The following is a 12,722-nucleotide window of genomic DNA, read 5'->3' on the forward strand; positions in this document are numbered from 1 at the left end:
TATATAATTTTTAGGTATGAATACTGCAGATTTTCTAAAATCATTCATGTTTTATTCTTCGGTGTTTTCTTTTTCTTTTTGTTTTTCTTTAAGGTTTTCAATTCCGATAATCAAGATTTTTCCTCCTTTTCAATTATTGAAAGTAACATGTCTAAATTACTGTTGGTTGTTATACCATATAAATATTTAGGTATACCTAAATTTTATTAGCCAATCTATTTAAAAAATTATCAACAAACTATATTCAATGAGCAGAAAATACATCCGGGAGAATAAAAACTCATATACAATTGTTAAAAACTCCAAAACATATGCAAAAATCAATAATTTGGATGATGCAATTTTTATACGGGATTTTTTAGTAAATAACGATTGGGATTTGGATAGGACACCTCAAATTATAAAAAACAATGATGATTATCTGGTTTTAAGTGTTCTGGATGAAAAAATTCATATTCTTGCAAAATATAAAACCGAACCGGACCTTGAAACTGTTGAGAAACTCACAAAAAAGCATAAAAGAAACCCGAACAACTCAAAATATGGTCTCAATATAACACGGATCTTTTCCACATTCATAATCAAAAAGCAGATTGCAGGTGACGATTACATATTCGGATATTATGACAATCTTGAAGATGCCGAGTTTGTTCGAAATTTCCTTCTCGATAACAGCTGGAACGTCAATGAATTCGGGACGATTAACTTCTGCGGTGAGACAAACACATATAAAGTCGTAAAAGTGATTGACGATAAGGTATACGTTCTTGATTCATTTGAAGATGAGAATATTGATTTGGATAAAACTTACCAGGAGTTTTTAGCAAAAATCTCCAAGCACAAATACGGTCTTGCCAGCTATCCCCATCTTGATTTGCTGGTCGATGACATTGAAGGACTGGAAGATGAACTGGGGGTAAAGGCAGCTGATGAGGTATGGTCCTTTGATAATATTTCAGATGAAAAATCGGCTTTAAAAGATATTGTCTTTACATTGACTCCATTTGAAAAAAGCATTTATGATTCAATAGATGAAAAAACATCTTTTGAGGATATTAAACGGTCAATGATAAGATACAGGTCCAAAAACTTCGAAAAGAAGATTGAAAGGAATTTGGATAATTTAATCGATAAAAACCTGATTGAAAAGGTTGACGGCCATTACGAAAAAACAAAATTATAAATATTTTTTAAATCTAATATGTTATTGTATTTGCATTGCAAATACTTAGTTCTTTTTTGGTTTGAACTATGGGAAATTCCTAGGAATTTCCCTTTTTCAAAACGCAAATTAAAAATATTTCTCTATTCTCTGTCGCTTAACAGTTCTCCAGCCACTCCAATACTTTCTTTTGGATAGGCCTGCACAAGTACAGTTATTGCTTCAATAGGCAAATCATAAGCCTCAGCAACAACTTCACTTACTTTTTTAACCATTTCTCTTTTTTTCTCTACACTGATTCCGTCATTTCCACCAATAGTTACAACAGGCATTTTTATCACCATTTTATTATTTAATGAGCTTTATAATTGATTAATTTCGTCAATGCTTAACCCAGTTGCCTGGGATAATTCTTCAATGTCAATTTTATCTTTAAACGCTTTTGCAATTTCTTGCATGCTTTCTTTTCTACCTTTTTCTATTCCTTTTTCCATTCCTTTTTCCATTCCTTTAGCTTCACCTTCCATTTTTGCTTCTGAAATCACTTTCTTGTTTACTTCATCAATCGCTCGCTGGATGGTACTTAATGCTTGTGGTGTCATTTTTATCTCCTTTTTAATATCCTGTTTTTCTTTTTCTGTAAGTAAATTATCAATTTCAAGTTTTACAACTGATTCAATGAATTCAAATCTACTTTCATCAAACAATTCTTTCTTTTTAAGAAGTTTGCATAATCCTTTAAGCTTTTGCGCTTTGTTTTTACAGTCTGAAACAATGCACATTATCATTAATGTGATTTCCTCACTTGCTGTTAGTCTTTTTTCTGATTTTACTTTTATATTAATTTTTTCCATTATCTCATCAAAATCAATGTCTCCCAAATAGAAATATTGTGGATTAAAACATTTTGTTTTCCCTATTCTTTTGATTTCTTCTGGATTTTTCCTATGGCCGAAGTTAATAATTACTGTTTCTGTTAATGTTTGATATCTGACCTCTACAAGAATATTATATCCGAAAAATCGCTCCAAATCATTAGATGTCGCTTTTGGATATTGAAATTCAAAATTATGGATTGTACCATCATTCAGTTCACATAAAAAATCCAGATATAATTTTTTTCCTTTAATCGTTGTTATTTCTGTTTTCAGTTCTTTTTTCAGCTCTCCTTTGATGCCTATGTATCTTAAAAAATCATTTCCATAGACTGTCGCAATTATTTTCATAATCACGTCAAAAATGTCATGGATATCACGGCTCATTTTTTCACCAAAGTATTTTTTTAGCTAGCTAATTAACTAAAACAAAACATGTTCATGATTATTAATTTAATCAACCGATAATATATAATTTTTCTTGTAAATAAAAGCAATTTAACAGAGTAAAAGCAATATTGATGTCATTTAATGGTTTAAATATCTATTTATAGTATAATTATTAAAAATGTATATAAGGATTTGATATTATGCTTGGTGAAGAAGAACTAGTTAAGCTGTTTCCAGATTTCGCTGATTTGGTGCAACCTTCCGGAATTGATTTGGAACTTGATAAAATTTATATACAAACATCTTCAGGCTCACTCATTGACAATGAAAAGAATTTGCCTGAAATTGAAGAACTTGAAGGTGATGTCTACACCCTAAAACCTCATACTGCATATCTGGCAAGCATCAAAAGGAAAATTAAAATACCTAAAGGCTATACCATGCTTTATCTTCCACGCTCAACACTTCTAAGGTCATTCGTTTCTGTTCAGACCGCAGTGGGGGATCCGGGCTTTTATGGAACATTAATGTTTATGATTTACAATCACGGCGAGTTTGAATATAAAATCAAGTCAGGTGACAGGATAGCTCAGGCAGTGGTTTTTGACGTTGAAGGCTCAGGAGAATATGACGGCTCTTATCAGGAGGCAGAAGAGTGAACGTAGCCGATAAATTTGTTGAAATCCTTGAGGAGGAAGGTATTGAACATGTTTTCGGAATACCTGGTGAGCAGATAATGCCTCTTTACAGGGCACTTTCCGCTTCAGGAATTGACCACATCCTCACACGCCACGAACAGGCTGCTGCCCATGCCGCTGACGGATATACTCGCTCAAGCGGTAAAATTGGCGTTTGCATTGCAACTGCATCTCCCGGCGCGCTGAACTTTACAATGGCTCTTGCAACTGCATTCAAGGACAACGTTCCTATTCTTGTAATCACAGGAGATAATGAGCTTAAATACAGAAACACGGATCATTTCCAGACACTGCCTCAAGTGGAAATATTTAAAAACATCACAAGAGCATCATACAATCCTTTAAACGGGACTGAAGCAATGTACGTTTTAAGGGCATCCATATTCGAGCTTAAAAACAATCCTAAAGGCCCGATTCATATTAACCTGTCTAAAGATGTTCTGCTTGAAGAGGAATTCAAGGATTTCGATTTGTGCTATCTGTGTGAGGATGACCTATCAAATATCTCAAAAGCACAGGAGCTTATTGATTCATCCAAAAGGCCGTTATTAATATTGGGTGCAGGTGCAATAAGCGAAAAAAATACTATAGAAACTATTTTAGATAAATTTCACATTCCGGTTACCACAACGTTTCACGCCAAGGGAATAATATCTGAAGAAAACGAACTGAACCTTGGAATGGTTGGAATCAGGCAGACTCCAAGGGCAAAATACGCTTTTGAAAATGCCGACTGCATCATTGCATTGGGCTTAAAAGCCAGTGAAAGGACACTGCCTAAAATTCCAAACAATCTGATTCATGTAAACATCAACAGGGATGTTCTGGTTGGTGATTATCCGATTCATGGTAAAGTTTCAGACTTTTTAGCTGAAATAAACTTCAGGCATACTGAATGGATTGGCGAAATATTAAAGATAGATGATGCTTTGGAAATTGAAGGACTCGATAAGGACAGGTCTCCTCAAGCAGCCATCAAAAGGATATTGGAAAGATTTCCCGACAATATTGTCGTATCCGACGCCGGAAGCCACACCACATGGACAACGTTGCTTAAAAAATCCCTAAAGCCAAGACAGCTTCTCTTTTCAGGAGGACTTGCGCCGATGGGTTACGGCCTGCCTGCAGCTATCGGAGCAAGCATTGCAACCGGTGAGAAAGTTATCTTAATAAATGGAGACGGCGATTTTCAGATGAACCTTCAGGAACTTGCAACATTAAGGCAAAATAACCTGGATGTCATTGTTTTCATTTTAAACAACTCTGAATACGGCATTATAAGGCAATGGCAGGAACAGTTCTATGGCATGAAGCCATATCAGGTAAAACTGGAAAACCCTGACTTTATAAAACTGGCTTCAAGCTATTCAGTTGATGGCGTGCGCATTGATAATCTCCAGGATTTGGATTATCTGCTTGAAAAAGACCTCACAGGACCTCTTGTAGTTGAAATCATTGTTGAAAGTGAGGATATTCCTCTTCCTGAGTAATGGCAGTTAAATTAAATAATAGTTATTACAGATATTGTATTATCGGTTTACAACCCAGGTGATTTAAATGGGATTTTTTGATAAATTCAAAAAAAACAATAGTACTACAAATACTTCCAACAAAACAGACTATGCCGTTGAATTTAAAAAGGCTTTTGAAGCTCTTGATATTGACAAATGCCTGGAAATAGGCAAAAAATGGGAAGAAAACGACAAGGATGCCAATTATTTTTATGGCTCAACCATGCTGTTTTCGGCAAATACTCTTTTTACTCCGCAAATGCTTGCCGATTTGTACAGGGATGGTTTAAACACTCCAAATGTCACAAACAAAGAATTGGCTTCATGGTATAAGGACAATGCATTGGCACTTCTTGAAAAAAGGGCAAATGAAATGGGATTAACTGTAGATCAGGTTTTAAACAGCACTCCGTCCCAACCGAATCCTGCACCTGCAAATGATGACAGTCTTCCTGATGAAATTGATTTTACAGTATTCAATCAGCGTACAAATGAGAATTTCACATTCCATCTAAAAAAGAATCAGTATAGTGAATATATTGCGGATTTGGATTCTACAAAGAACATATTCGATTATTGCTTTGGCGGAGACATAATAACAGTAACCTATTCGGTATATGACGACGGAAGCTATAAGGACCTTCCGGTTGACTATAACATAATGGATGCCGATTATGTTGAAAACGTGATGAGAAACGATCCGAGATTTAAAGCGCAGTACGATTTGACAGTAAAAATCGAAGGAAGCAGCTTCTATAAATCAGTTACAAGCAACACCCTGGAGAGAATTGACTTTTCAGGTGTTGAGGCAGATTTCAATGAAATCAAAAAACACATGCTGACTCATCTGTTTGACATGGACAATTCCCTGCTTGTCGATATAAGTGTCGGCGATGAAATCAAGGCAGATATCGCAAATGTGGACAATCCTTTCACTTCATTCCAGCAAAAATACGGAACATATGATTTAAAAATCAAAAAAATCGAATTCGTTTCACGCTTAAGCAAACCTGACGGAAGAAAAAACATTCCAATGACAAGCGCAATCAATGTATTTAAAGAATACTGATTACCCAACGGTGATTTTGTGGGCTTTTTAAACAAGATTAAAAAGGCGATTCAGACTAAAGAAGAGGAGGATTTTCAAAAGCCTCCTAGTGAAAACGTCTCTTTTAAAGCGTCAGATTCATTCAGCGATTTGGACAGGCTAATTCATAGCGGCAGCCATGAAATTAATCTAACCGGAGATATTATATTATCTGGCGATGAATCCGCTTTTTATCGTGACGGAATCCATATTGGCGTTGACAATCTGGTTATTGATGCAAACGGACATGCAATCGATGCAGGATTCAAGACACGCATTTTTAAAATAGGTGCCAACAATATCACATTTAAAAACGTCAAGTTTAAAAATGCAATATCTTCCGAATCCGGCGGAGCAATTTTCAACAATGGAATTTCTGTTAAATTTTTCAACTGCGAATTTACAGGCTGCAGTTCACAGACCGGAGGGGCCATTGCAAATTATCCTAACTATTCTATGGAATTTGACAGCTGCAAGTTCTCCAACAACAAATCCTCAGGGCCTGCAGGCGCTATATTCAATGGCGGAAACATCACCATAAACAATTCAGAATTCATAAATAATCAGGCAAAGGAAGGCGGAGCTATAAATACTCAAATCATGGCATCAGTGGAGATTGTCAATTCACAATTCATCGCAAATACTGCCTCAGGTGCCGGAGCAATATTTAGTGCTAGTGAAGTTAAAATCACATCTTCTGATTTTCAAAACAACACATCAACCCGTTCTGCCGGAGCCATTGCAAATGGTGGTGGAGGAACATTAACTGTTGAGGATTCCACTTTTTCAAACAACTCTGCTGAAACCGATGGAGGTGCAATACTTTCAGGATTCGGTGAAATTAAGATAATTAAATCCAAGTTCATCAAAAACTCCTCAAACGACACAGGAGGAGTTATAAAAAATATTGGTATTATAAATATTTGTGGCTCTGATTTTAAGGCCAATTCATCGGATAATATCGGTGGAGCTATTTATAATGATAATGAAGCGACATTATCCGGATGCAGATTTGAAGATAACATTTCACAATCCCGGGGAGGTGCACTATACAACAGCGGCCCATTAACTGGAAATGAACTGATTTTCATTAACAACGCTTCAAAAGGCGGCGGGGCATTATATAGTGACAGGGATATGAGCCTTAAAGATTCCACATTTGAAAATAACGCTTCCAATATGGGGGCAGCGATAATGAATGACCGCTGCTCATCCGTTCTGGACAATGTTGAATTCATTAATAACGAATCAGACATGAGAAGTGTTGTTTACAATATGGGTGGTGAAATTAAAGCCGCTTCATGTAAATTTCTAAATCATGAGGTTAGCTATGAGCTAATCTATAATGAAAATGCCTCTTTAACGTTTATTGATTCTATTTTTGGGGATAATAAATCCAGATCCACAATATTTAATGACAAAAATTCAACGTTATCCATATTCGGCGGTGAATTTTCAAAAAACAGCTGTGAGATTTCAGTAATTGAAAATGAAAATCAAGTAGGTATTGACGAGTCTGCTTTTGACAGTAACGTCTCAGCTAAACAGTTCAGTGAAAATATCTACAATAAGGGGCATCTGACCTTAACAAAACCCAAATTCAAAACACTTAACCAAAACAAATGCATATTAAACGAAAACCATATTGATGTTAAAAAGATAATGAGGGAAGAAATCGAAGATAACATCCAAAATCTGGGTGAAGTCGAGTATTTCATGGAATCTGAAGACAAACAAAACGGATTTGAACTGCTTGATGATTTAATACGTAACAGTAACACTCTGGAGATTAATCTGGCGGAAAACATTCAACTTAAAAATAATGAACGCGAATTTTATGAAGGCGGAATAGAATTAGACAGAGATAATCTAATAATTAATGGAAACGACCATATCATTGATGCAAACTCCAACTCACGTATTTTTTACATAACCGGTAGGGATATCACGCTTAAAAATATCATATTCAAAAACGGTTCGTTTTTAACCCAAGCAGAGAGAAACGCTTCAGGCGGCGGAGCCATTAAAATAGTTAAAGATGCTTCGCTAAAGCTTGAAAACTGCAAATTTCTGGACAATTCGTCTGAGGATTATGGCGGTGCAATTCTAAACAACGGTATTTTAAATTGTGAAAATACAGAATTTGAAAACAATCTTTGCGATTCATTTGGCGGCGCTGTATTTAACAGAAATATATTTATCAGCAAAAATGACCAGTTTAAAGACAATAAATCTGAAATTGCAGGGGCAATTTACAATTGCGGAGATCTGACTGTTCGAAATATCACACAACAAGGCAATAACTCTAACATTTCATATCCTATTTTCAACAATAACATCATGAAATCTTTCGATAATCCTGAAAACATTATTTATAATATTGGTAGCCTTAATAAGGAAGATATGGTTGCTAAATCCTTCACATATCTCAACGGCCAAATTTCCTCATCAGATAATATAGCTTTAGACACAGACATTGTCTTTGACTATAAAAGCGATTTGGAATTTAAGGAAGGATTGCTGATTGAAAAAGACTTAATTATCAATGGAAACGGATTTTCAATCGATGCAGCAGGCATTGCATCATTTTTCAACATTAAAAACCCGGAAAATGAAGTCACATTTAAAAATATATCCTTTAAAAATGCATTTTCACATAAACTGCCAATATTTGACAACAAGGGTTTAATCAGATTTGAAAACTGCAGATTCATCAGCAATAAACTGGCTGATGACGCTCACTTTATCAAAAACGATAAATCCCTAAAAATCATAAACTCAGTCTTTTCCAATAACTCATCTAAAAAAGGATCCATTATCCACAACAACAAATCAGTTGAAATAACCGGTTGTGAATTCCTAATCAATGAAACCGGCGTGAATTTCGGAATCATATATAATTTCCATGACGCAAAACTGGATAATTTGAGTTTCAATACAAACTATTCAAAGGATTATATTATTGGTAACGGTGATAAGGCAAGCTTGGCGATTAACAACAACGAATTTATAAATAATGTATTGGATATTTCAGTTATAATCAATTTGGCTAGTTTGCAGCTTCGAAACTCACAATTTAAGAAAAACATATCCAATTTAAAATGCAGCTGCATGCTATCTTCAGGCACGCTCAATGCTGATGAATGTTCGTTCATTTCTAATGTGGGCAATTTCGAAGCGGGAGTTATCCTTAATCATGGTAAATCTGTTTTAAACAATTGCGAATTTAAAGATAATATTTCAAAACAAATTGGCGGAGCCATATCAAATTCAGGTGAGTTAACTCTATTAAATTCATCATTTATCAACAACTCTGCTGACTGGGGTGGTGGAGCGATATATAATGCCGGTGATTTGGATATATCTCACTTAAAGTTCATAAACAACAAATCAAAAACTACTGGGGGAGCTATTGACAATAGCGAATCTATTTTGTCAGTTTCAGATTCACTATTCGATAAAAATCAGGCTGATAGGACAGGTGGAGCAATATATGATCAAGACGGTTCATTGAATATCAAAAACACAACATTTACAGAAAACGTGGCAAAAGAAGATGGGGCAATCCATTCAACTGCTAATGCCAATTCAATTGTAAAATGTTCATTCCATAATAATCATCCAGAATAAAATATATTAATTTCAGCTGTAAACAAAACATTTTTTAGAAGAATTTAAAAATCATTAAATTTAAATATATATTTAGGTGATAAAATGGGATTTTTAAGTAACATTTTTGGCTCCGGCGATGATTCTGTTTTGGGTCTTGCAAAAAAGATTAAAAAGCTTCTGGAAAACGGGCCTTCTGAAGTAAATCTGACTGACAACAATATTGGGGAATTTCAGAAATTATCTCAGGAAATTAGAGATAAATATCCGGACCACTTCTATTCAAGTTGCGTATGGCTTTTTGAATTGACTGCCACTCGAGGAGTTTATGTTTCTGGGCCTGGTGTGGATGAGATGATTAAGGAATATATAGTAAAAACAATCACTCTGGAAGGTGAATATAATCCTCAGTCCTCCGAAGAAAAGGAAGTCAAGCGATATTTTGTCAGAATACTTAATACCTGTGTAGATATGGCAAACAAAAATGGAATAATTTCTGTATAAATAGATTAAGGTTATTGCCTTGCGCATTTTCAAAAAAAGGCATTAATTTTAATTTTCTTTTTTAAATTTTTTAACAAAATTACGAACAATTGCATCTATTTCGTCCTGACCATGTAGGGGTGCATAATAAAACTCATCGTTTTCTTCATAAATTAGGCCTACAGGAAGAATTTCTGCTGAAGTTAACCTGTTGTTGATGAGGGTAATGTCCCGTCTGAAGACAAATGTGAATCCGTAAAGTTCACAGAATAGATATTGGCTTGTGCTATCAAAATCAAGAATATAATCTATTACCTGTTTTACAAACTTATCCATTCCTCAGCCCCCTTATCAGTTTTCGAACATCCTTTTTTGAAATAAGTTTGATTGCCGGACCCATTAACTTCAACAGATTGATGTCAAGGGAATTTTCCCCTTTTACATCAAGGATGCTTCCATTAAATGACGGTTCGGCGGACAATCTTGCATTTTCGTGAGTGCTGTTTACAATAATAAGTAAGCTCCAAATGTAGCCGATGTATTTTGCCGTGTCTGCATAGGAGTCAAGGCCAAAAATGATGTGATTTTCAAGTTTTGAGATGTGAATGCATTGGGTAAATGACTTTAGAAATTCCTTAAAGTATTCAAAACAGGGCTTGGCCAGTTCAGCCAGCTTTCTTGGTTCAATTTTTTCGGAATCCTCTTCGCCATCTTCCTCATCATCTTCATCTTCTTTTGGAAAACGGCTTGAGTAAACTTTAATTTTTTTTAAAATAAGTATTTTCAAACATCCTTTAAATTTACTGCCGGTTTTATCATAAATAAAAGTTATTCTAACTCCTATATACAATAAAATAATAATAAATAAGATGATTATTAGGATAATCACCCATAGGATGTTTAACATGTAAATGTTCCTATTCTTCGTCAGTATCTATTTTTGTGGTGAATTCAGGTTCTATATATTCTGATTCATCATATTCTTCATTGGAATTTGAATCCAAATAGCTTTTTATCAAATCAGTAATCATTAAACCTAAATCGGACAATGCTTTGTTTGTTTCGGTTCCTTTACTTAAGTCAAGTACGCGAACGCCTTCTGCAGTATTTCCTTTTTTAGGGATTAACACCATGGAAATAGGTTCTATTCCAGCACCGGCTCCAACAGCATCGCTTCCTTCGCTTCCTAAAATGTTTTCTCCAGCTCCGAATCCTACTCCCATTCTCATTACTGGAATTAAGATTTTATCTTCGGTTTCGATTGGTGATCCGATTACATTGTCTATATTAATGAGTTTATGTAATTCTTCTACTGATGTTTTTATATTTTCAGACATAGTTTCACATCCTAATTGTTAATTTAAGTTTGTTGTTAATGTTTAAAATATTTTTACTATTTGTTTAATTTGAAAAATTAGTAATACTTTTTTTACTTATAAGACATAAGTTTCAAGTGTAACTTTTTTCTTATAACATGTTCTTCAAGTGTAAAGAGGTGCGTTTCAAGTGTAACTTTTCACTTATAACTTGTAACTTTTACCTTGAGAGGTGCATTTCAAGTGTAACTTATCACTTATAACTTCTCATTATGTAAAAAATATATTACTTATAACTTATACCAGAAATTTTCAATAATGTAAAAAATAATTTACTTATAACTTCTCACAGATTCCAAAGTCAAAAAAAATTATAACTTATAACTAAAATTTCAACAAAAAAAAGAAAAGTTGACAGAATCATAAGTATGATTCTGCAATGGATGCAACACCTGCGCCTGCATCGTCTATTACGCCTAAACCTTTTAATGTCATACCAATAGCTGCAAAGGTTTGAGTTAATTCCTTGTAGGAAATATTTCCCATGTGTCCGATTCTGAAAATGTTTCCTTTTAAGTGATCTTGACCTCCGGCCAATTCTACTCCGTATTTGTCACGGGTAGTGCCTCTAAAGTCAGCATCAGTGATTCCTTCAGGCATTTTTACGGCAGTTACTGTAGCAGATGAAACAGCTTCATCAGCAAATAATTCCAGGCCTAAAGCTTTAACGGCATCTACACTGGCTTTAGCAGCTTTGTGGTGACGTGCAACTCTAGCGTCAAGTCCTTCTTCCATAACCATTTTCAATGCTTCGTTCATTGCATAAGTGAGTGAAACTGATGGAGTGTATGGAGTTTCAGGTGGGACTTTGTCTCCGCTTTTTCTTACAGCTTTCATATCTAAATAAAAAGTATTGGTTTCCACTTTATCAACAGCAGCCCATGCGTCGTCGCTTAATGTAATTGCTGCCATACCTGGTGGTGCTGCTAAACATTTTTGAGATCCGGTAAGACACACGTCAATGCCGAATTTTTCTACATTTACTTTGTCTCCTCCAAGGGAAGATACGGTATCTACGATGTATAATGCGTCATAATCTTTCATTACTTTACCGATTTCTTCGATAGGTGCAGCTACACCAGTTGAAGTTTCATTGTGGATTACGCTAACAGCTTTAATATCTTCATCAGCTTCTAAAGCTTCTTTAATAGCCTCAGGAGTTACAGCAGTTCCCCATTCTACTGCTAACTCTTTAGTTTCAATTCCATGAGTGTTAGCTATTTTCATGAAACGTTCTCCGAATTTTCCACCAACAACGTTTAACATTTTTTCTCCAGGAGCTACAGTGTTAGCAATTCCTGCTTCCATAGCGGCAGTTCCTGATCCAGTTAATAAATAAGAATTATTTGGGGTTTGGAAAACTTTACTCATTAATTCAGTAGTTTCAGTTAAGATTTCACCATATTTAGCGCTTCTGTGGTTAACAACAGCTTGTGACATTGCATTGAGTACTCTTGGGTGTACTGTTGTTGGTCCCGGAAGCATTAATAAAATATCGTTCATTATATTCCTCCAAAATATTAGCTTACTT

12 protein-coding genes are annotated in these 12,722 nt (G+C 34.9%); 6 read left to right on the forward strand and 6 right to left on the reverse strand.

Going from position 1 to position 12,722, the window contains the following annotated elements; translation table 11 throughout:
• The first annotated feature begins 247 nt into the window (after positions 1-247).
• Positions 248-1,183, forward strand: a complete 936-nt coding sequence (locus IJL02_RS11475) for a hypothetical protein (RefSeq protein WP_292816556.1) — start codon at positions 248-250, stop codon at positions 1,181-1,183.
• A 122-nt stretch (positions 1,184-1,305) separates the two neighbouring features.
• Here IJL02_RS11475 and dmpI read toward each other — a convergent pair whose 3' ends face one another.
• Positions 1,306-1,494: a 4-oxalocrotonate tautomerase DmpI gene (dmpI, locus tag IJL02_RS11480; RefSeq protein ID WP_292816558.1), complete on the reverse strand. Its 189-nt coding sequence runs from the start codon at positions 1,492-1,494 to the stop codon at positions 1,306-1,308.
• A gap of 30 nt (positions 1,495-1,524) precedes the next feature.
• On the reverse strand, positions 1,525-2,424 hold the full coding sequence (locus tag IJL02_RS11485) for a hypothetical protein (protein ID WP_292816560.1): 900 nt from the start codon (positions 2,422-2,424) through the stop codon (positions 1,525-1,527).
• 203 nt (positions 2,425-2,627) lie between these two features.
• On the opposite strand from IJL02_RS11485, the gene IJL02_RS11490 reads away from it, so the two are divergent.
• The 5 genes from IJL02_RS11490 (at position 2,628) to IJL02_RS11510 (ending at position 9,836) form a co-directional block, all read left to right on the forward strand.
• On the forward strand, positions 2,628-3,086 hold the full coding sequence (locus IJL02_RS11490) for a deoxyuridine 5'-triphosphate nucleotidohydrolase (protein ID WP_292816562.1): 459 nt from the start codon (positions 2,628-2,630) through the stop codon (positions 3,084-3,086).
• The gene (locus IJL02_RS11495) at positions 3,083-4,615 is read left to right on the forward strand and encodes a thiamine pyrophosphate-binding protein (protein ID WP_292816564.1); all 1,533 of its coding nucleotides are present in this window, start codon (positions 3,083-3,085) and stop codon (positions 4,613-4,615) included. The genes IJL02_RS11490 and IJL02_RS11495 overlap by 4 nt, the downstream gene beginning before the upstream one ends.
• A gap of 67 nt (positions 4,616-4,682) precedes the next feature.
• Entirely contained in the window at positions 4,683-5,705 is a 1,023-nt protein-coding gene (locus tag IJL02_RS11500; RefSeq protein WP_292816566.1) for a hypothetical protein, read from the forward strand.
• 18 nt (positions 5,706-5,723) lie between these two features.
• Positions 5,724-9,353: a right-handed parallel beta-helix repeat-containing protein gene (locus tag IJL02_RS11505; protein WP_292816568.1), complete on the forward strand. Its 3,630-nt coding sequence runs from the start codon at positions 5,724-5,726 to the stop codon at positions 9,351-9,353.
• A gap of 84 nt (positions 9,354-9,437) precedes the next feature.
• Positions 9,438-9,836 (forward strand): hypothetical protein, encoded by a 399-nt coding sequence (locus tag IJL02_RS11510; protein ID WP_292816570.1) that lies wholly within the window; start codon positions 9,438-9,440, stop codon positions 9,834-9,836.
• Between the two features lie 48 nt (positions 9,837-9,884).
• Here the strand turns inward: IJL02_RS11510 and IJL02_RS11515 are convergent, their stop codons facing one another.
• The 4 genes from IJL02_RS11515 to IJL02_RS11530 all read right to left on the reverse strand — a co-directional run bounded on the left by IJL02_RS11515 (position 9,885) and on the right by IJL02_RS11530 (position 12,694).
• Positions 9,885-10,151 carry a hypothetical protein gene (locus IJL02_RS11515; RefSeq protein ID WP_292816572.1) on the reverse strand — a complete coding sequence of 89 codons (267 nt, stop codon included), beginning with the start codon at positions 10,149-10,151 and terminating at the stop codon, positions 9,885-9,887.
• A complete protein-coding gene (locus IJL02_RS11520) occupies positions 10,144-10,602 on the reverse strand; it encodes a DUF2953 domain-containing protein (protein WP_292816574.1) in 459 nt (152 codons plus the stop codon). The genes IJL02_RS11515 and IJL02_RS11520 overlap by 8 nt, the downstream gene beginning before the upstream one ends.
• Before the next feature lie 130 nt (positions 10,603-10,732).
• Entirely contained in the window at positions 10,733-11,152 is a 420-nt protein-coding gene (locus IJL02_RS11525) for a GerW family sporulation protein (RefSeq protein ID WP_292816576.1), read from the reverse strand.
• 399 nt (positions 11,153-11,551) lie between these two features.
• Positions 11,552-12,694: an alanine--glyoxylate aminotransferase family protein gene (locus IJL02_RS11530; RefSeq protein ID WP_292816578.1), complete on the reverse strand. Its 1,143-nt coding sequence runs from the start codon at positions 12,692-12,694 to the stop codon at positions 11,552-11,554.
• Positions 12,695-12,722: the final 28 nt, after the last annotated feature.

The organism is Methanobrevibacter sp., from assembly GCF_017427765.1.
Taxonomy (GTDB): domain Archaea; phylum Methanobacteriota; class Methanobacteria; order Methanobacteriales; family Methanobacteriaceae; genus Methanocatella.